Source organism: Xanthobacter wiegelii (genome assembly GCF_043193855.2).
GTDB lineage: Bacteria > Pseudomonadota > Alphaproteobacteria > Rhizobiales > Xanthobacteraceae > Xanthobacter > Xanthobacter flavus_A.
In genome coordinates this window covers 3363473-3382200 of the sequence record NZ_CM195529.1, presented here as the reverse complement: position 1 = coordinate 3382200, position 18728 = coordinate 3363473, and the positions used below count along the sequence as shown (strand labels likewise).

Here is an 18728-nt window from a genome sequence, read left to right as displayed (position 1 = left end):
CCCGCAGGTTGAACGGTCAGGGCGCCCCGTCCGGTGCGCTCAGCCCAGCGCGCGGGTGGCGATGTCCGCCACGTCCGGCGAGAGGCCGGGCGTCTCGGCCACCTTGCGCAAGGCCCGCTCCGCGCTGGCGCGGCGCACCGGCTCCAGCTGGCGGAAGGTCTTGAAGGAGGCGAGAAGGCGGGCCGCCACCTGCGGGTTCTTGCCGTCCAGCGTCAGCACCACATCGGTGACGAAGTCGTGCCCCGCGCCGTCCGCCCGGTTGAACTGGGTCGTGTTGGTGGCGGCGAAGGCGCCCACCAGCGAGCGCACCCGGTTGGGATTGCCCAGCGAGAAGGCGGGATGCAGCATCAAATCCTTGATGCGGTCGAGGGTTCCGGGCGCGGCGATCTGCGCCTGCAGGGTGAACCACTTGTCGATCACCAGCGCATCCCGCTCGAAGCGGTCGTAGAAGGCCTTCAGCGCGGCCTCGCGCTCCGGCACCTCGTGCTGGGTCAGAACGGCCAGCGCCGTGATGCGGTCCGTCATGTTGTCCGCCGCCTCGAACTGCGCCTTGGCGCGGGCGATGCCCTCCGCCGAGCCGGTGACGGCGAGGAAATCCAGCGAGAGGTTGCGCAGCGCCCGCCGCCCGGCGGAGGCCGCATCCGGCGAGAAGGGGCCGGTCGCGGCCATGGCCGAATAGGTGGTGGCGAAGGCGCCTTCCAGCGCCGTGCCCACCGCGATGCGCAGCGCCTTGCGGGCGGCGAACACGGCATCCGGGTCCACGTCTTTCGCCAGTTCGCGCGCCACCTCGCCTTCGCCGGGCAGGGCGAGCGCCTGCGCCTTGAAGGCGGCGTCGAGCGTGGTGTCGGCGAGGATGGCGCGGGCGGCCGTCACCAACGCCTCCGTCGCCGGCAGGCTGCCGGTGCGCGCGCCGGTCTTCAGCATTTCCAGCGCAATCCGCTGGATGGCGTCGAAGCGGTTGAAGGGGTCCGCGTCATGGGCGGCAAGGAACACGCGGTCCTGCTCGGTGAGGTCGCTCACCAAATTCACCGGGGCGGAGAAACCGCGGTTCAGCGAGGGCACGGGCCGGGCGTCGAGGCCGGTGAAGAGGAAGCTCTGGCGGGCCTCGCTCACCTCCACCACGCCGTTCCCTACCGGCACGTTGCCGAGCGTGAGCGGCTGGTCGCGCCCATCCGGGCCGACGAGGCCGAGGGCGAGGGGGATGAGCATGGGCTTCTTGGTGGGTTGGCCGGGGGTGGGCGGCACCTCCTGCGCCACGTCGAGGCGATAGGTGCCGGCCTCGGCATCCCACGCGCCGCTCACGGTGAGCACGGGCGTGCCCGACTGTGCATACCAGAGTGCGAACTGGGAGAGGTCGCGCCCGGTGGCATCGGCGAAGGACGCCACGAAATCCTCGATGGTCGCCGCATCCCCGTCGTGGCGCTCGAAATAGAGGTCCATGCCCGCCCGGAACCCGGCCTCGCCGAGCAGGGTTTTCAGCATGCGGACCACCTCTGCGCCCTTCTCATAGACGGTCGCCGTGTAGAAGTTGTTGATCTCGCGATAGGTTTCCGGCCGCACGGGATGCGCCAGCGGGCCCTGGTCCTCGGTGAACTGGGCCGCCTTCAGCGCCCGCACGTCGGCGATGCGCTTCACCGGGCGGGACCGCTCGTCGGACGAGAACTCCTGGTCGCGGAAGACGGTGAGGCCTTCCTTCAGGCACAGCTGGAACCAGTCACGGCAGGTGATGCGGTTGCCGGTCCAGTTGTGGAAGTATTCGTGGGCGATGACGCCCTCGATGCCGGTGTAGTCCGCGTCGGTGGCAGTTTCAGGCGTGGCGAGGACATACTTGTCGTTGAAGACATTGAGGCCCTTGTTCTCCATGGCCCCCATGTTGAAGTCCGACACGGCGACGATGTTGAACACGTCGAGGTCGTACTCGCGGCCGAAGGCCTCTTCGTCCCAGCGCATGGAGCGCTTCAGCGCGTCCATGGCATAGCCAGCGCGGGCCTCCTTGCCGTGCTCCACATAGATGCCCAGCTCCACCTCGCGCCCGGAGCGAGTGAGGAAGCTGTCCGAGATCTTGGCGAGGCGCCCGCCCACGAGGGCGAACAGGTAGGAGGGCTTGGGCCACGGGTCGTGCCACACGGCATAATGGCGGCTGGTGCCGTCCACCTTGCCGCTCTCCACCAGATTGCCGTTGCCGAGCAGCACCGGCGCCTCGGCTTCATCCGCCTCGACGCGGGTGGTGAAGACGGACAGCACATCCGGACGGTCGGGATAATAGGTGATGCGGCGGAAGCCTTCTGGCTCGCACTGGGTGCAGTAATTGCTGGAGGTGCGGTAGAGCCCCATCAACTGGGTGTTGGCGGTGGGGTCCACCAGCGTCTCCACCTCCAGCACGAAGGCGTCTGCCGGAGGGTGGGCGAGGGTCAGGCGGTCTGGCGTCGCCTCGAAGCTCGGGCCGGCGAGCGGCTTGCCGTCGATGGCGAGGCGCACCAGCGTGAGCCCGTCGCCATCGAGCACCACCGGCGCGCCGGGGGCGCCTGCCGGGTTGCGGCGCAGGGACAGCTTCGAGGTGACGCGAGTCTGCGAGGGGTGCAGGGAGAAATCGAGGTCCACCTTGTCCACCAGCCAGTCCGGCGCACGGTAGTCGGAGAGGTGGATCGCCTTGGGCTCGGCATCACGCATGAACATGAACTCCCCGGGCGCCGCCGCATCGGGCGACGCTCAATGTGATGTAGTCGGGCCGGAGAGTAAGGCCCGGCGCGCCGGGAGGGAAGCGCGCCTATTGCCCGGACGCCGAGCCGTGCCGCCAGATCTTCCAGGCCGACATGAGCAGGATGGCGCCGAGCAGCGGCAGCAGCGTCGCGGCCGGCACGATGCCGAGCATTTGCCCGCCGAGGAACGCGCCCAGCATGGAGGCGGCGGTCACCACGCCAAGGAACGTCAGGTTTTCGCGCACCACCGTGATGGTGTTGTCGCGCCCGAACCGGGCGAAGCCGAGGAGCAGGGTGGGCAGGCTCACCGCCAGCGCGACGCTGCCCGCCAGCTTCACCGGCAGGCCGAACAGCAGCACCAGCGTCGGCACCAGCAATTCCCCACCCGAGACGCCCATGAGCGCCACCGCGAGGCCGATGATGAAGCCGGCGAGAACCCCCGCCACCAGCCGCACCGTGCCGTCTATGGCCATGTGCTTGAGGTCAGGATCATCCCCCAGCGCCAGCATCACGGCGGTGAAGACGAGCATGGCCGCGATGGTGCGGTACAGGGTACGGGAAGCGATGCGGGTGGCGTAGGTCGCTCCCGTCCAGACGCCGACGAGGCTGCCCGCCAGCAGGGTCACGATGACCCGCCAATGCTCCGCCACCTCGGCGAAGGGAATGGTCTCTGCCCGCGCGGGCAGAGCGAAGGCCACCACCGCGAGGCTCAGCACGCGGTTGATGATGATGGCCGGCAGCGCCTCGAACCCCAGCGCGATCAGCACCGGCAGCCGGATTTCGGCGCCGCCGAGTCCGATGAGCCCACCGATGGTACCGATCGCCAGACCGGCCAGCGATCCGTGCAGCAGCCGACGCCGCATGGACATTGCGGAAGGCTCGAACGACATGCCGATCACGCTCCCTTGAACGGGCCGCTTCCCACCGTCAGCTCAGCCTCATAATAGGGCGCGAACCATTGATATCAAAGAGATCTCATCGATTGTCCAGAAATCCCCACTGATTGTTTCGCTAAGGGCGCCTTATCGAATTTGGCGGCGCGCCATAGCTGTCCCTCATCAAAGGGCGTGGTGGGGTTGGTATTTCAGGAGATCAACATGCGTAATCTGACTTTTGGCGCCGTCGCGCTTGCAGCCCTTCTCACCTCCGGCGCGGCTTTTGCCGGTGACGAGGCTTCCCTCGCCGCCGCCGATGCCGAGGCGCAGGCCGCCGCGACCATCCATGCGCAGACCCAGCCGCTCGGCTATGCGGCGCCCCGCGCGACCCCGCCGGCCTTCGTGGCGCTCTCCGCCGGACAGGAGCAGAGCCCGATCTCGGAAGGCGATCGCCTCTTCCTGAAGCAGGGTGACCGGGGTCTCGGCACCAACTGAGGATACGCCCCGGCCGGCCTCACGCGCCGGCCGGGGCCTTGCCTCCGTTACTGACCGAGGCGCGCTTCCAGCGCCTCATAGAGCGGGTTGTCGGCGGCGAAGACGTATTCGATGGGCCCCACCGTCACCATGCTGGCGCCGCGCTGGCGCAGGAAGGTGGCGAGGGCGTGGAGCGTGTCCGGCGGGCAGTGCAGCGTCAGCATGCCGGACGACGTGGGACCACCGAACGGCGCCACGCAGCGATAGGCCGCCACCGCCTCGTCCACCAGCGAGGCATCGCAATCGGCGAAGCGCGTGCGCACTTCCCGCATGGTCCGCGCCCGCTTCTCGGCCCCCAGCCGGTCGAACATGGCGCGCGCCGCCGACAGCGCTCCGGGGCTCCAGGTGGCGGTGAGAGAGGCGACGAGATTCGCCTCGGATTTCAGGATGATGCCGTCATCCACCACCTTCAGCGCATTGGCGGCCAGCGTCGCGCCCGTGGAGGTGATGTCCACGATCAGCTCGGCCGTGCCCGAAGCCGGCGTGCCCTCGGTGGCGCCCGCGCTTTCCACGATGCGGTAGTCGATGATGCCGTGGCGGGCGAAGAAGCCCCGCGTCAGGTTGACGTATTTGGTGGCGACGCGGATGCGCCGGCCGGTGCGGCCGTGGAAGTGGCTCGCCACATCGTCGAGATCGTCCATGGTGCGCACGTCGATCCACGCCTGCGGCACCGCGACCACCACATTGGCGTGGCCGAAGCCGAGCTTCTCCAGCAGCGCCACGCGGCTGTCGGCCTCATGGATGTTCTCGCGCACGAGATCCTCTCCGGTCACGCCCAGATGGGCGGCCCCGGAGGCCAGCGCGGCGGCGATCTCGGAGGCGGAGAGATAGGCGACCTCCACCCCCTCCACACCGCCAAGCGCCCCGCGATACTCGCGGGCGCCCCGGGCCTGCGTCAGCGGCATGCCGGCGCGGGAGAAGAAGGCGTGGACATTGTCCTGCAGCCGGCCCTTGGACGGTACGGCGAGGATGAGCGGCGCGGTCATCGGGCATCCTCCGCGGCACCGGGGAGGGCGGCGAGGCGCTCGACCCAGGCGGCAAGGCCGACCCCAGGAATGGCGCTGTCCGCGCCCAGCCGCGTCAGCAGCCGGTCATAGCGACCGCCCGCGACCAGAGGGCCAGAGCCGGACCGGCCCGGATCGTGCAGCTCGAACACCATGCCGCTGTAGTAATCGAGCGGCCTCCCGAAGGCGGTGGAAAAGCGCACGTGGGCGAGGTTCACCGCATAGGCGGTGAAGAAGCCGGTGCGACGGTCGAACAGGTCGAGCGCGGCGGAAAGGTCGATCCCCGCATCCGCTGCCAGCGCCCGCATCCGGGCCGAGGCATCGTCGGGAGTGCCGGAAATGGCGAGGTAGCGCGAGAGGATTTCCGAGGTCTCCGCCGAGAGTCCGCCGCCCGCATCGAGCGAGGACTGCTCCAGGAACCGCTCGGCGATCTCCGACACGCTGCGCCCGCCCACCGTCGAGATGCCGGCGATGGAGAGAAGGTCAGTGATCAGCGCGCGCGCCGCCGCAGGGTCCGCGCCGTCCAGCGCCGCCAGCACGCCGGCATGGGCGGGCGCGCCCTCGCGGTTCGCATCGGCGGTAGCCGCGAAATCGAGATTGACCCGCCCCTGCCCGAAATCCTTCAGCAGGCGGCGGCGCAGCGCCGGAGCCAGCGGCAGGGCGTCCAGCAGCGCCGTGAACAGGCCCACGTCGCCCAGCCGGATCTCCGGCTCGGGCAGCCCATAGAGCGCGCAGGCGTTGAGGCCGAGGGAGAGAATCTCCGCGTCCGCCGCCTCGATGTCGGTGCGGCCGAAGGATTCCACGCCGGCCTGCCGGAACTCGCCGGGGCCTTCGCCGCGGAACCGGAACACCGGGCCGAGGTAGCTCACCCGCGCCGGCATCGCCATGCCCTGCGCCAGCACTGCGCGGGCCACCGGGATGGTGAGGTCCGGCCGCAGGCACAGCTCGTGGCCATCGGCGTCGGCCGTCAGATACATGCGGCGGCGGATGGATTCGCCCGACAGGTCGAGGAACACGTCGGCCGGCTGGAGGATGGGCGGATCGAGGCGCGCGAAGCCCGCGGCCGCGAAGGTGGCGACCAGCGCCTCTTCGAGGCTCGGGGACGTGCGGAAGGTGAGGGGCGCGGGCGCCGCGGGCGACATGGGTGCAAGGTTTCCGTGAATGCTGGCCGGCTTCTAGCAAAGCCGGCGCCCCGCGACCACCCCGACGCAGACCAGGCCGGGTTGGCAACATGCGTGGCTTTGCCGTTAAGCTGTAGCCGCCGGCGTCGGGCCGGCTCAGCGAAGGGTTGGGTTCGCATGGCGGAGAGGCCGGCGGCAGACGAGGACGAAGGGCGCGAGGGAAGCCTTCCCGGCGCGCCGGCCCATCTTCTGGATCCAACCTTCCGCAACGGTTCGGTTACCGCCATCGGCGTCATCGGCGGCTTTTCCCTAGCCTTTCTCGCCAACTGGACGCTGATGCCGGGCCGCTGGGGCGGATCGGCGCTGGTGGCGTTTGTCCTGCTGGCGCTGGGCATCGCCTTCCAGCTCCGCGCCCTCGCCGGCATGCTGGAGACGAGTTCGCTGCGGCGTGTGCGCTACAACCGGCTGGTGAAGATTTTCGTCATCGGCCTCTATCTCACCGCCAGCGGGGTGCTGATGGCGCTGGTCGCGGAGGTTCCGGTGGTTTCGCGCTATCTGCATTTTTGAGACGCGCTTCGGGCGGCGGCGGGGGTCGTCTATGGTGTCGCCGGATCGAATCAGGAGGCGGCCATGGCAGGCGCGAGCGGAGCAAAGGCCGGAACGGTGGTGGTCGGCGTCGAAAATCTCTCGTTCGAGCAGGCACTTGCCGAGCTGGAGGCGATCGTCGCCAATCTGGAGCGGGGCAATGTCCCGCTGGAGGAATCCATCGCCATCTATGAGCGCGGCGAAGCCCTGAAGCAGCGGTGCGAGGCCCTCCTGAAGGCCGCCGAGGCGCGGGTGGAGACCATCACCCGCGACGCCGCCGGTCGGCCGGCCGGTACCCAGCCGCTCGATCCCGACGCCTGAGAACCGTCTCAAAACGGGACGGCTGAAGGGTTTGCGCGGGACAACGGGGGAACGCAGCGGGACCGAATCGCTGCCGCGCCCATTTTCCCGGTTCGTTCAGTAGACGCCCGGAATGACGCGCTTGGTGCGCCGGGCGTAGGCGTCATACTCCGCGCCGAAGGCTTCCCGCATCATCTGCTCCTCGCGGCCGACGCGAAAGAAGAAGAGGATGCCGAAGCCGATCAATCCCGCCGGGCCGGCGATGAAATTCGGTAGCAGCAGAAGCTGTGCCAAGCCCCACAGGAAGAATGCCGAGTACATGGGGTGCCGCACCTTCTCGTATACCCCCGATATGATCAGCTCGTGCTTGTCCTTGATCTCCAGCGTCACCGACCAATACTTGCCCAGCTGCCGGTGCGTGCGCCAGAAGAGCAGAAGGGAACCGGCGAACACCAGAACGCCCACCACCACCTGCAGCATGCTCGGCGGGTAGGAGGCGAACTTGGGAAAGCCTGTCGCGGCGTAGATCGCCGGAACGATTCCGAGCCCCAGCGTGGAGATGGACAGAAGGATCATCTCGCGCAGATTGCGGTGCCGCGCATCCGCAACGCGCTGGCGTTTCGCTTTTCTTTCGAAGGGGATGCGCAGGACGTACCAGGATACGACGCCCAACGCCCAGGCGATCTTGGCAAAGGTCAGAAGCGTCATGCGGGGGTCTCGGATTCGGGGAGGGGAAGGATGCAGCCGGCCGCGTCGAACACGAGGGGGCGCAGGGTTCCATCGGGCCGCACATAGGCCCGTAAGCTGTTGGTATGTGATGCTAAAACGTCGAAGGACAAGGGCCCGCACACGTAAGCGTAAAAGTCATGGGTGGCGCGGATGTCGCCCGCCAGGAAGCACTGGCAGTGCAGGCGCATGACGTCGAACCAGTGGCGGCGGTAGATGGCCGGGGAGATCATCTGGCGGATTTCCACATGCCGGATCAATGGCTTGAGGGAATAATCGCCGGGCGGGAGCAGCACAGGGGCGAAGCTGGCGGGGCCGAGGGTGACGGGATCGACCTTGTAGAAGGAGACGATGTCGTCGCGCGACTGCACCTCTACCCAGCCGATCGCCTCGGCGGCAGCAACCCGTTCTGCCGCCTCACGAAATCGCCCGCCGGCCGGGTGCAGGGCGAACTTGGCGGTGGTGGAGCCGAGGGTCAGGATGCGGACTCGGGCACGGGTGCCGAAGGCAGGGTCGGCAGCCAGCGCCCCGGCCACGGCGCTGACCGCGAGCATCGCGCCAAGGCTATGGCCTGCAATGATAATTTCTTCAACGCCCTGCGCTTCCGCCTCGGCCTCGACTGCGCGGAGGCGATCGGCGAAAGCGACAACCCGTGCTTCCACCTCCGGATGACGGCCGCGGACGAAATCCACTGAGAATTCAGCAAGATCCAGCGACTGCTTGAGCCGGAAGCGGCGCCCCGGCCAGCGCATCAGGAAGAGGCCCACGGCGAGCGTCACGCCAAGGCCGGCGACCGTTGCGACTACTGTGCCGAACGCCACAAGCCATTGAAAAGCGCAGAGTCCTGCTGCCGCCGCGAGCCCCCAGAACAGTGCCAACAGCATGTAGGTGAAAAGGAAGAACAGGCCGTAGCGCCGGCTGGAGCGGAAATAATTGGCGATGGTGCCGCTCGTCACCATGTCCGCCAGCGCCCGCACCGAGCCTTTCAGGTGGCTCCAGACCGAACGGCCCATGTCTGCGCGGGTCAGGTCATGCCAGCCCAGGTTTTCGAACGTGGTTTCGGTATGCCAGTTGGGGGTGTCAGCTTCGGTTCGCCAGAATCCGCCCGTCGGGGTCGGCACGGGCGCCGCGTCGCGGCAGTGGGTGCGCACATTCCACACGCTGCCGAAGCGTTTTAGCTCGCGGACGAAGATCCGGTGGTGTCCATCCACCGCCATCGGGTCGAACCCGGCGATGAAGAAGACATGGCGGCGGCGGACGCGGGCACGCGCCTCCGCGTCGCCCGGGGGGAGGCCGCGCGCCTCGGCGTCGGTCCCGGCGGGGGGGCCTGCGAGCGTGTCCTCGGCATCCTGCATGGGGCGCCTTCTAGCGAAGATGGCCGGGCGTGGCTAGGCCGGGCGGGCTGGGGGCCGGGTCGCGTCCGCCCGGCCGGCATTGCCTAAACGGCAGCGCCCAAGGATAAAGGGGCGGTTACGGGCGGGTCGCGGGTTGGCGGGACATCAGGCATGGCGTGGTTCCGCGATCTTCTCGGTGTCTGGCGGCAGCGGCCGCCGGAGCTTTCCGCCGAGCCGCCGGCCGTGGAACAGGCAGCCGATCCCGCGGCAACCCTTCCATTTCCAGCGCCACCCGCGCCCGCGCCGGAGCCGACCTTCGCGCCCGGCCCGTGGCGGGGGCCTTTGGCGCGGCTGGCGGAGCTGGGGCCGGCGCCGTCGCTGCTGGTGGTGAAGCTCGATCACGTTGGGGATTTCGTGACCGCTCTTCCGGCGGTCCGCCGGCTGCGGGAGGCGTTTCCCGCCTCGCGTGTAACGTTGCTGTGCGCGCCCTTCGTGCGCGATTTCGCCGCCGCCACCGGTCTCTTCGATGCGGTGCGGGCGTTCGATTATTATCCGGCGCGGGGTCATCCGCCCGCTGCCGTCCCGCCCGAGGCGCTGGCCGCGCTGGCGGTGCTCGATCTGCCCCCTGCCGATATCGCCATCGACCTGCGCCACGCCGACGATGCCCGCCCGCTGCTCGCCGCGCTGCCGGTGCGGTTCCGCGTCGGGTTCGCGGGGCTCCATGCCGGCCATGGCCTGGACCTCGCCTTGCCGGAAATGGAGGCGTCGGCCCGGACGGGCGGCCTGTTTGCGCCGTTGCCGGCGGGGGTGCGCCTGTCCGCCCTCGCCGAAGTGCTGGTGAGCGCCTTCCGCGCGGGGCAGTCCCACCCGCCCGCGCCGATCACCCTCGGTGCGCTACCGGCGCTGCCGGATGTCCCCGATGGCTATGGCGTGCTCGCCCCCGGCGCTCGCCTCGCCATCAAGCTCTGGCCGGTGGAATACTGGCGGGCGCTGGCGGCGCGGATGCTTGCGGAAAGTCCCCTCGGCCTCGTGCTCACGGGAACGGCCGAGGATGCGCCCCTGTGCGCGGCCATCGCCGAGGGCCTGCCGGCGGATCGCGTCGCCAATCTCGCCGGGCGGCAGGATCTCGCCGGGCTCGCCGCCGTCATCGGCGGGGCGCGGGTGGTGGTGGCGCTGGATTCCGCGCCTGCCCATCTCGCGGCGGCGCTGGGGCGTCCCACCCTTTGCCTCTTCTCCGGCCTTGCCGATATCCACAGCTGGGCACCAGCCGGGCCGCGCGTGGCGGTGGTGAGCGCCCATGCGAGCTGCGCGCCGTGCTTTCTGAGCGATGTGGCGGACTGCGCCCACGGCCACGGCTGCATGACGCGGCTGACGCCGGACCACGCGCTGGCGGGCCTTGCGGCCCTCGGCCTTGAGTTTGCCGGCGTTCGGCTGCACTAACGCGCCCATGACGCGCTCTTTTCCGACCGTGGCGGAAGCGCCCTCCGCACAGGATGGCGAACGGCCCGACCCCGCCGCCGTGACGGTGGTCTTCGTCACCTACAACAGCTCGTCCGTCATCGGCCGGGCGGTGGCGAGCGTTCCGTCGGAATGTCCGGTGGTGGTGGTGGACAATGCGAGCCCGGAGGGCACGGCGTGGGCCGCGACGCTCTCCCGCCCCGCCGATCTCCTCGCCATGCCGGTGAATGCCGGCTTCGGCACCGCCTGCAATGCGGGCGCGCGCCGCGCCGTGACCCCTTACGTGCTCTTCCTCAATCCCGATGCGGTGCTGGAGCCGGACACCATTCCCCGCCTTCTGGCGGCAGCGCGGCTTTATGGCGAGCTGGCCATTCTCATGCCGGCCATCGTGGGCGAGAACGGCCGGCTCATGCGCAAGGAAGGGTCCATCCTGGAGAAGGTGCCGCGCAGCGCACGCCTCGCGCCAGAGGAGATTGCGGGGGATTATTGCACCCGCTTCGTCCACGGCGCCGCCTTCATGGTGTCCCGCGCGGCCTTCCTCGATCTCGGCGGCTTCGACGAATCCATATTTCTCTACCATGAGGACGACGACCTCTCGCTTCGCGCGCTGGCCCGTCGCATCCCCATCGTGGTGGTGACGGAGGCGCGGGTGACTCATGCGGGCGGGCGCTCCAGCACGCCCTCCTTCGGCCAGACCTTCCGCATCAACCGCGCCAAGATGCATTCGGAACTCTATGTGCGCGAGAAGTACGGTCACGCCGGCGGGCGGGCGTCGCGGCTGCTGTGGCTCGGCGCCGGCTGCGCGCTGGCGCTGGCGGTTTTCGACCTGCACCGGGTCGCCATCCGGGCGGGAAAGTTCGCCGGCCTGATCGATGGAGTGCGCCGGAACGCTCCGCCGCACGTATAGGTTTCGGGAGTAGACGAAGGTCGTCCGCATGCCGCCGCGGCGTTAACCTTTGTACGTTGCATACCAGCGGGCCCCTGTGTAAGGCTCGCTTTTCCCGGTTCGTTCCGGTCGGAGTGGTCCGTGACCTTGCTGAAGACCCCGTTGCTCGACACCATCCGCGAGCCCGCAGATGTGCGCCGCCTGCCCCAGGAAAAGCTCACCCAGCTTGCGGCCGAACTGCGCGCCGAGACCATCGATGCGGTGTCCGTCACCGGCGGGCATCTGGGCGCGGGCCTCGGCGTGGTTGAGCTGACGGTGGCATTGCACCACGTCTTCAACACCCCCCACGACCGGCTGATCTGGGACGTGGGCCACCAGTGCTATCCCCACAAGATTCTCACCGGGCGGCGCGAGCGCATCCGCACGCTGCGCACCGGTGGCGGCCTCTCCGGCTTCACCAACCGGGCCGAGAGCGAATACGACCCCTTCGGCGCGGGCCATTCCTCCACCTCCATCTCCGCCGGCCTCGGCATGGCGGTGGCGCGCGACCTTGGCGGTGGCGAGCGGAACGTGGTGGCGGTGATCGGCGACGGCGCCATGTCGGCGGGCATGGCCTATGAGGCGATGAACAATGCCGGCGCCATGGATTCGCGCCTCATCGTCATCCTCAACGACAACGACATGTCCATCGCCCCGCCCACGGGCGCCATGTCGGCCTATCTGGCGCGGCTCATCTCGGGGCAGACTTATCGGTCCTTGCGTGAAATCGGCAAGCAGATCGCCGGCCACCTGCCCAAGTTCGTGGAGCGCGGCGCCCAGCGGGCCGAGGAATTCGCGCGCGGCTTCTGGACCGGCGGCACGCTGTTCGAGGAGCTGGGCTTCTATTACGTCGGCCCCATCGACGGGCACAATCTCGACCACCTGCTCCCCGTTCTGAAGAACGTGCGGGACGCCAAGACGGGGCCGATCCTCGTCCATGTGGTCACCCAGAAGGGCAAGGGCTACGGCCCGGCCGAGCAGAGCGCGGACAAGTACCACGGCGTGGTGAAGTTCGACGTGGTGACGGGCGCGCAGGTGAAGGCCAAGTCCAACGCCCCGTCCTACACCCGCGTGTTCGCCGAGAGCCTGATCTCCGAGGCGCGGCGCGATCCCAAGATCGTCGCCATCACCGCTGCCATGCCCTCGGGCACCGGGATCGACCTGTTCGGACAGGCCTATCCGGACCGCACCTTCGACGTGGGCATCGCCGAGCAGCATGCGGTGACGTTCGCGGGCGGCCTCGCGACGGAAGGCTTCAAGCCGTTCTGTGCGCTCTATTCCACCTTCCTCCAGCGGGCCTATGACCAGGTGATCCACGACGTGGCGCTTCAAGGCCTGCCCGTGCGCTTCATCGTGGACCGCGCCGGCCTCGTGGGGGCGGACGGGGCGACCCATGCGGGCGCATACGACCTCGCCTATCTTGGCTGCCTGCCCGGCATGGTGCTGATGTCGCCGTCCGACGAGGCGGAGCTGATGCACATGATCGCCACGGCGGTCGCCTATGACGACGGCCCCTCCGCCGTGCGCTTCCCGCGCGGCGAGGGCGTGGGCGTGGAGCGGCCTGACCGGGCCGAGGCGCTGCCCATCGGCAAGGGCCGCATTGTGCGTGGCTCCGGCGAAGGCGATGTCGCCATCCTCTCGCTGGGCACGCGCCTTGCCGCCGCGCTGGAGGCCGCCGAGCGTCTGGAGGCGGCCGGCTTTGCTGTGACCGTGGCGGACGCCCGCTTCGCCAAGCCCATCGACAGCGACCTCGCGCTGAAGCTGGCGGCCGGCCATGCCGCGCTGGTGACGGTGGAGGAGGGCTCCATCGGCGGCTTCGGCAGCCAGGTGCTCCAGCTTCTCACCGATGCGGGGGCGCTGGATCGCGGCACCGTCAAGGTGCGCTCCATGGTGCTGCCGGACATCTACATCGACCACGACACGCAGGCCCGCCAGCTCGCCGAGGCCGGCCTCGACGCCAACGCCATCGTGGCGAAGGTGGAAGGGCTGCTGGGCAAGGCGAAGGCGGGGCGGGAGCTGTCGCGGGCGGGGTGAGGGTCGGGGGCTATGGCTTCGGGGTATGCGGGCGCCTGAAGCGCCCGCACTGTTCAACCTACAGTTGGCCCCTCAGCTCACCGCCGCCTGCCCATCCCGGCGCGGGTCGCTCGCCGCCGCGTAGCCTTCCACCGCCGGATCGCCCATGCGCCAGATGAACTGGCCGGCGCCGAAATCCTGATAGGTGTCGTTGAGCACCGCCACCTCGTGGCCGAGCGCGGCGAGGCCGTCCAGCAGCTCCGGCGAATTGCCGGGTTCCAGGTTGATGGAGAGCCCCTCGTCGAAGCGCCAGCGCGGCGCGTCGCAGGCGGCCTGGGGGTTCTGGGCGAAGTCGAGCATCCGCACCAGCGTCTGCACGTGGCCCTGCGGCTGCATGTTGCCGCCCATCACGCCGAAGCTCATCACCGGCTGGCCGCCCTTGGTCAGGAAGCCGGGGATGATGGTCTGGAATGGCCGCTTGCGCGGCGCCACCACGTTGGCGCGCTCCGGGTTCAGGCTGAAACCGAAGCCCCGGTTCTGCAGCGAGACGCCCCAGTCGGGCAGCACCACGCCGGAGCCGAAGCCCTGGTAGTTGCTCTGGATGAAGCTCACCATCATCCCCGAGGCATCCGCCGCCGTGAGATAGATGGTGCCGCCCTTGACCGGATTGCCCGGCGCGAAGCGCTGCGCGCGGCGCGGATCGATGAGGCGGGCGCGGGAGGCGATGTAGTCTTTGTCCAGCATGTCCGCCGGGCTGATCTCCATGGCCCGGGGGTCCGCCACGTAGCGATAGACATCGGCGAAGGCGAGCTTGATGGCTTCGATCTGGAGGTGCTGCGCCTCCACGCCATCCGCCGAGAACCCCTGAAGGTCGAAGTGGGAGAGGATGCCGAGCGCCATCAGCGCGGTGATGCCCTGCCCGTTGGGCGGAATCTCGTGGACCGTGTAGCCGCGATAGTCCTGCGCCACGGGCGTCACCCAGTCCGGGGCATAGGCGGCCATGTCGGCGGCGGTAAGGGCGCCGCCATTGGCCTTGGCGTTGGCCTCCAGCGCATCGGCGATCTCGCCGCGATAGAAGGCCTCGCCCTTGGTCTCGCCGATCAGCCGCAGCGCGCGGGCGGCGCCGGGCATGGTCACATGCTCACCCACGAAGGGCGCCCGGCCCTTGGGCAGGAACACCTCCTTGAAGCCGGGCTGGCTGGTGAGCTGGGGCAGGGTCGCGGCCGCGGCCCATTTGTGCTGCACGTTGGTGGAGACGAGAAAGCCGCGCTCGGCGATGGCGATGGCCGGCTCCATGAGGTCCGCGAAGGGCAGCTTGCCGAAGCGCTCGGAGAGCGCCACCCAGCTCGCCACCGCGCCGGGCACCGTCACCGCGTCCCAGCCGCGCTGGGGGAGGGTCTTGGCGTCGGCGCCGTACTTGGCGCGGAAGTAGTCGGGCGTCCAGGCGGCGGGCGAGAAGCCCGAGGCGTTGAGGCCGTGCAGGCCCTTGCCGTCCCACAGGATGCAGAAGGCGTCCGAGCCGAGGCCGTTGCTGCACGGCTCCACGATGGCCATGACGGCTGCGGCGGCGATGGCGGCGTCCACCGCATTGCCGCCCCGCGCGATCATGGACAGCCCTGCCTGCGCCGCGCGCGGATGGGAGGTGGAGACCACATTGTTGCCGAACACGGGCAGGCGCCGCGAGGGATAGCCGGCGGACCAATCGAACGACGCAGTCATGGTGCGGTCCCGAAGAAGAGGAAGCTTAGCAAGAAACAGGGGTGGATGGCTGAGGGCCGAACACGGCATCGAGCCGCGCGATGTGGGGCTTGAGGTCGATGCCGTGCTCGGCGAGCCAGGCATCGTCATACAGGGTGGAACGGTAGCGCGCGCCGGAATCGCACAGAAGGGTCACGATGGACCCGCCTTTCCCCTCCGCCGCCATCTCCTCGATGAGGTCCACGCAGGCGGAGATGTTGGTGCCGGTGGAGCCGCCGCAGGCGCGGCCGATGACGGCGCTGATCCGGCGGGCGGCGGCGATGCTCGCCGCATCGGAAATCACCGCCATGCGGTCCACCACCGAGGGGATGAAGGAGGGCTCCACCACCGTGCGGCCGATGCCCTCGATGACGCTCTTGCAGGCATCCACCTGCATCACCGAGCGGTCGGCATAATGGCGGTGGAAGACGGAGGCCTCCGGGTCCGCCACGCATAGCCGCGTGGGGAATTTGCGGTAGCGGATGAAGCGGCCGATGGTCGCCGCCGTGCCGCCGGTTCCGGCGCTGCACACCACCCAGTCGGGAATCGGGTGCGGCTCGAACGCCATCTGCGAGAAGATGCTCTCGGCGATGTTGTTGTTGCCGCGCCAGTCGGTGGCGCGCTCGGCGAAGGTGAACTGGTCCATGTAATGGCCGTCCAGCTCCTCGGCGAGCCGGCGCGCTTCTTCCGAGGTATTCCAGCCGTCGATGAGGTGGGGCTCGCCGCCCTCGAAGGCGATGGCCGCCACCTTCTCCGCCGAGGTCCGCCGGGGCATCACCGCGATGAAGCGCAGGCCCAGCAGCCGGGCGAAATAGGCTTCCGAAATGGCGGTGGAGCCGGACGAGGATTCGATGATCGTCGTGTCCGGCCCGATCCAGCCGTTGCACAGGGCATAGAGGAAGAGCGAGCGCGCCAGCCGGTGCTTGAGGCTGCCGGTGGGGTGGCTCGATTCGTCCTTCAGATAGAGCGTGATGCCCGGCACGCGCGGCAGCGGGATGCGGATGAGGTGGGTATCCGCCGAGCGGTTGATGTCGGCCTCGATGCGGGCGATGGCTTCGGCCACCCACGCCTGGTCCGGCACCGCGCGGGGCGGGGCGATGACGTTCATGCCGGGCTCCCCGCGCTGATTTCGGACATGGCGCGCCGCTTGAGCGCGCTACGGTCGATCTTGTTGGTGGTGGCGAGCGGCATCTGCTCCAGGAACCAGATGCGGCGCGGATGCTGGTAGGCGGGGGCGTTGGCGAGCATGAACTGCTTGAGCGCCTCCTCTGCGATATCGGCGCCCGGACGGCGCACCACGAAGGCCACCGGCTTCTCGCCCTTGATCTCGTCCGGCACCGGCACGACGCAGGACTGAAGCACCTGCGGGTGCTTGTCGAGCACCGCCTCCACCTCGCCGGGGAAGATGTTCTCGCCGCCGCAGACGAACATGTCGTCGGTGCGGCCGAGGAAATAATAGAAGCCGTCCGCGTCGCGCCGGAACACGTCGCCGGTGCGGTAGAAGCCATCCGCCGTGAGGGGCGAGCGCACATCCGGGCGGTTGTGATAGCCGAGCATCACCGCCGGGCTCTTCATCTCCAGCTCCCCGCTCTCCGGCGCCTCCGGCCCCACGAGCCGCACCGACACCTGCGGGTGGGGATAGCCCACCGAGCCCATGGGCACGGGCCGCCCGTCCGGATGGCCGGAGAACACGATGGGTCCGCCCTCCGTGGTGCCATAGGCGTTGATGATGGCGGCGTTGGGCAGCAGCTGGCGGATCTGCTGGGCGAGGGAATCCGTCACCGGCGCCGAGCCCATGCGCAGCAGGCGCACGCCGGAAAGGTCGGCCTCAGCCAGCGCCGCCTTCTCCCGCAGCATCATGGCGATCATGGGCGGCACGGCGGTGAGGAAGGTGCAGCCGTGGCTGGCGATGGCGTCGATATAGGGCACCGCGCGGAACTGGGGCAGCAGCACCGCCGTGCTCCCGGATGCGCAGGCGAGGAAGGCGAGGGCCAGCGCGTTCATGTGGTAGAGCGGCGCGGCAATCAGCATCCGCTCGCGGGAGAGGTCGATCTCGGCGCGGCGCGTGCCCGCCACCCAGCGGTGCGCGGCGTGGGAGAGCAGCACGCCCTTCGGCCGCCCGGTGGAGCCGGAGGTATAGAGGCTGAGCGCCGGCTCATCGGGCGCGGGCACCACCGGCTCGAACGGGCCGGGATCGAGCAAAGCGGCGAGCGTGCCCGGCCCGGTGCCGTCGAAATCCACAAAGGCCACGCCCTCGGGCGCCTCGGCGGGCAGGAGGGCGCGGCGCTCGCCGTCGTGGACCACGAGGCGTGCGCCGCAATCGGCGATCACGTCGGCGATGGTGGCGGCCGGGAACTTGAAGTTCACCGGCACCGGCACGATGCCGGCGCGCATGGCACCCATCACCACCGCCACATAGTCCGGCCGGTTCGCGGCGAGGAGGGCGACGCGGTCGCCGCGCACGAGGCCGTGCTTGAGAAGACCGCGCGCCACGGCATCGGCGAGGGCGTCGAAGCCGGCGCGGGTGAGCACGGTGGTGGTGCCGTCGAAATCGAGGCCGATGAACAGGGGGTGGTCCGGCGCGGTGGTGCGGCAGACGAAATCCCCGAGATTCGCGGGCAGGCTCATCGGCTGCTCCTGCAGGTCAGGTTCAGGTCAAAGGCGGGCAGGGTGAGGAGGCCCGCGTCGGGGTCGAGCGCCTCCCAGCGGGCGTCCCTCAGCGCGTTGGCGCGGGCCGCGATGTCGTCGAGGGATGAGAAGCGCAACGTCGCCGTGCGGAAGGCGGCTTTGTCGCCTGGCACCACGCGCACGTCGGCATCGTCCAGCGGCACGCGCCAGCCCGCGCCATCGGGCTCGGCGACGCTGGCGAAGGCGCTGGCGAGGCGACGCGCCTCGGCTTCCGGGTGGGGTGAGGCGATGGTGAAGGCGTCGATGGCGCAGAAGCCGTTGGGATGCGTCATCCACTCATCCCGCCAGACCAGCTCCGGCGTTAGGTGCTCGCAGAAATAGACGCGCCCGGCCGGGAAGGTCTCCGGCGGCAGGCGCACGGTGCGGAAGCGGGCATCGTGCTCCACCCCGTCCACCTCCACCGGCCGCGAGAAGGCCACCGGCCCGGTCGGGGCGAAGCCGGCGGCCGCGAGCGTGTCGCGGGTGGCGTCGGCGTCGAAGGTGCGCAGCACCAGGCCATTGAGGCCGAACGGGCTGTCCAGCACCTCCTGGCGCTGGCGGCCGGTGTCCGGCACCCCCACCAGCTCCAGATAGGCGCCGGGCGTCATCATCAGATGGTTGATGGACCCGAGCGAATGGGTCCCCCGCGGCGTGAGCGTGAAGCCCAGCGCCGCAAAGAGGTCCGCGGCCGCGTCCATGGACTTGAGGGTGTTGATCACCACATGGTCGAGCGCGGCCACGGGCGCCTCC

At 69.4% G+C, this 18728-nt stretch carries 16 protein-coding genes; 6 read left to right on the top strand and 10 right to left on the bottom strand.

The window, feature by feature from the left end; genetic code table 11:
* Nucleotides 1–39: 39 nt before the first annotated feature.
* On the bottom strand, nucleotides 40–2670 hold the full coding sequence (gene pepN / locus V5F63_RS15740; RefSeq protein ID WP_394100925.1) for an aminopeptidase N: 2631 nt from the start codon (nucleotides 2668–2670) through the stop codon (nucleotides 40–42).
* Nucleotides 2671–2767: 97 nt separating this feature from the next.
* Entirely contained in the window at nucleotides 2768–3589 is an 822-nt protein-coding gene (locus V5F63_RS15735; RefSeq protein WP_394100926.1) for a sulfite exporter TauE/SafE family protein, read from the bottom strand.
* 207 nt (nucleotides 3590–3796) lie between these two features.
* On the opposite strand from V5F63_RS15735, the gene V5F63_RS15730 reads away from it, so the two are divergent.
* Nucleotides 3797–4069 carry a hypothetical protein gene (locus V5F63_RS15730; RefSeq protein ID WP_209483698.1) on the top strand — a complete coding sequence of 91 codons (273 nt, stop codon included), beginning with the start codon at nucleotides 3797–3799 and terminating at the stop codon, nucleotides 4067–4069.
* Between the two features lie 47 nt (nucleotides 4070–4116).
* Here V5F63_RS15730 and hisG read toward each other — a convergent pair whose 3' ends face one another.
* The gene (gene hisG / locus V5F63_RS15725) at nucleotides 4117–5094 is read right to left on the bottom strand and encodes an ATP phosphoribosyltransferase (RefSeq protein WP_394028194.1); all 978 of its coding nucleotides are present in this window, start codon (nucleotides 5092–5094) and stop codon (nucleotides 4117–4119) included.
* Entirely contained in the window at nucleotides 5091–6254 is a 1164-nt protein-coding gene (locus V5F63_RS15720; protein ID WP_394100927.1) for an ATP phosphoribosyltransferase regulatory subunit, read from the bottom strand. The genes hisG and V5F63_RS15720 overlap by 4 nt, the downstream gene beginning before the upstream one ends.
* 156 nt (nucleotides 6255–6410) lie before the next feature.
* Here V5F63_RS15720 and V5F63_RS15715 point away from each other — a divergent pair, with 156 nt between their 5' ends.
* Nucleotides 6411–6800 (top strand): hypothetical protein, encoded by a 390-nt coding sequence (locus V5F63_RS15715; RefSeq protein WP_394100928.1) that lies wholly within the window; start codon nucleotides 6411–6413, stop codon nucleotides 6798–6800.
* Between the two features lie 63 nt (nucleotides 6801–6863).
* On the top strand, nucleotides 6864–7139 hold the full coding sequence (locus V5F63_RS15710; RefSeq protein WP_209483692.1) for an exodeoxyribonuclease VII small subunit: 276 nt from the start codon (nucleotides 6864–6866) through the stop codon (nucleotides 7137–7139).
* A 96-nt stretch (nucleotides 7140–7235) separates the two neighbouring features.
* Here V5F63_RS15710 and V5F63_RS15705 read toward each other — a convergent pair whose 3' ends face one another.
* Both V5F63_RS15705 and V5F63_RS15700 read right to left on the bottom strand, forming a co-directional pair.
* Complete coding sequence (locus V5F63_RS15705) at nucleotides 7236–7826, bottom strand: protein-S-isoprenylcysteine O-methyltransferase (RefSeq protein WP_394028198.1); 591 nt, start codon at nucleotides 7824–7826, stop codon at nucleotides 7236–7238.
* The gene (locus V5F63_RS15700; RefSeq protein ID WP_394100929.1) at nucleotides 7823–9199 is read right to left on the bottom strand and encodes a hypothetical protein; all 1377 of its coding nucleotides are present in this window, start codon (nucleotides 9197–9199) and stop codon (nucleotides 7823–7825) included. The genes V5F63_RS15705 and V5F63_RS15700 overlap by 4 nt, the downstream gene beginning before the upstream one ends.
* Nucleotides 9200–9349: 150 nt before the next feature.
* Here V5F63_RS15700 and V5F63_RS15695 point away from each other — a divergent pair, with 150 nt between their 5' ends.
* From V5F63_RS15695 to dxs, 3 genes are all read left to right on the top strand, one after another.
* On the top strand, nucleotides 9350–10618 hold the full coding sequence (locus V5F63_RS15695) for a glycosyltransferase family 9 protein (RefSeq protein WP_394100930.1): 1269 nt from the start codon (nucleotides 9350–9352) through the stop codon (nucleotides 10616–10618).
* A gap of 7 nt (nucleotides 10619–10625) precedes the next feature.
* Nucleotides 10626–11543, top strand: a complete 918-nt coding sequence (locus tag V5F63_RS15690) for a glycosyltransferase family 2 protein (RefSeq protein WP_394100931.1) — start codon at nucleotides 10626–10628, stop codon at nucleotides 11541–11543.
* Between the two features lie 120 nt (nucleotides 11544–11663).
* Nucleotides 11664–13595, top strand: coding sequence for a 1-deoxy-D-xylulose-5-phosphate synthase (gene dxs / locus V5F63_RS15685; protein WP_394100932.1), 1932 nt, complete (start codon nucleotides 11664–11666; stop codon nucleotides 13593–13595).
* A gap of 72 nt (nucleotides 13596–13667) precedes the next feature.
* Here the strand turns inward: dxs and V5F63_RS15680 are convergent, their stop codons facing one another.
* From V5F63_RS15680 to V5F63_RS15665, 4 genes are read right to left on the bottom strand one after another with little or no spacing between them, the layout of a single operon-like run.
* Complete coding sequence (locus V5F63_RS15680; RefSeq protein ID WP_394100933.1) at nucleotides 13668–15293, bottom strand: gamma-glutamyltransferase family protein; 1626 nt, start codon at nucleotides 15291–15293, stop codon at nucleotides 13668–13670.
* A gap of 25 nt (nucleotides 15294–15318) precedes the next feature.
* Complete coding sequence (locus tag V5F63_RS15675; protein WP_209483678.1) at nucleotides 15319–16419, bottom strand: PLP-dependent cysteine synthase family protein; 1101 nt, start codon at nucleotides 16417–16419, stop codon at nucleotides 15319–15321.
* Complete coding sequence (locus V5F63_RS15670) at nucleotides 16416–17939, bottom strand: class I adenylate-forming enzyme family protein (RefSeq protein WP_394100934.1); 1524 nt, start codon at nucleotides 17937–17939, stop codon at nucleotides 16416–16418. Before V5F63_RS15670 ends, V5F63_RS15675 begins: the two co-directional genes overlap by 4 nt.
* Nucleotides 17936–18718 carry a VOC family protein gene (locus tag V5F63_RS15665; RefSeq protein ID WP_394100935.1) on the bottom strand — a complete coding sequence of 261 codons (783 nt, stop codon included), beginning with the start codon at nucleotides 18716–18718 and terminating at the stop codon, nucleotides 17936–17938. The genes V5F63_RS15670 and V5F63_RS15665 overlap by 4 nt, the downstream gene beginning before the upstream one ends.
* Nucleotides 18719–18728: the final 10 nt, after the last annotated feature.

Bases quoted from the DNA above. Each gene is read 5' to 3' on its own strand.
- pepN (WP_394100925.1), bottom strand. From the start codon at position 2,670: ATGCGTGATGCCGAGCCCAAGGCGATCCACCTCTCCGACTACCGTGCG.
- V5F63_RS15730 (WP_209483698.1), top strand. From the start codon at position 3,797: ATGCGTAATCTGACTTTTGGCGCCGTCGCGCTTGCAGCCCTTCTCACC.
- V5F63_RS15690 (WP_394100931.1), top strand. From the start codon at position 10,626: ATGACGCGCTCTTTTCCGACCGTGGCGGAAGCGCCCTCCGCACAGGAT.
- V5F63_RS15670 (WP_394100934.1), bottom strand. From the start codon at position 17,939: ATGAGCCTGCCCGCGAATCTCGGGGATTTCGTCTGCCGCACCACCGCG.
- hisG (WP_394028194.1), bottom strand. From the start codon at position 5,094: ATGACCGCGCCGCTCATCCTCGCCGTACCGTCCAAGGGCCGGCTGCAG.
- V5F63_RS15735 (WP_394100926.1), bottom strand. From the start codon at position 3,589: ATGTCGTTCGAGCCTTCCGCAATGTCCATGCGGCGTCGGCTGCTGCAC.
- V5F63_RS15720 (WP_394100927.1), bottom strand. From the start codon at position 6,254: ATGTCGCCCGCGGCGCCCGCGCCCCTCACCTTCCGCACGTCCCCGAGC.
- V5F63_RS15710 (WP_209483692.1), top strand. From the start codon at position 6,864: ATGGCAGGCGCGAGCGGAGCAAAGGCCGGAACGGTGGTGGTCGGCGTC.
- V5F63_RS15675 (WP_209483678.1), bottom strand. From the start codon at position 16,419: ATGAACGTCATCGCCCCGCCCCGCGCGGTGCCGGACCAGGCGTGGGTG.
- V5F63_RS15695 (WP_394100930.1), top strand. From the start codon at position 9,350: ATGGCGTGGTTCCGCGATCTTCTCGGTGTCTGGCGGCAGCGGCCGCCG.
- V5F63_RS15715 (WP_394100928.1), top strand. From the start codon at position 6,411: ATGGCGGAGAGGCCGGCGGCAGACGAGGACGAAGGGCGCGAGGGAAGC.
- V5F63_RS15680 (WP_394100933.1), bottom strand. From the start codon at position 15,293: ATGACTGCGTCGTTCGATTGGTCCGCCGGCTATCCCTCGCGGCGCCTG.
- V5F63_RS15705 (WP_394028198.1), bottom strand. From the start codon at position 7,826: ATGACGCTTCTGACCTTTGCCAAGATCGCCTGGGCGTTGGGCGTCGTA.
- V5F63_RS15700 (WP_394100929.1), bottom strand. From the start codon at position 9,199: ATGCAGGATGCCGAGGACACGCTCGCAGGCCCCCCCGCCGGGACCGAC.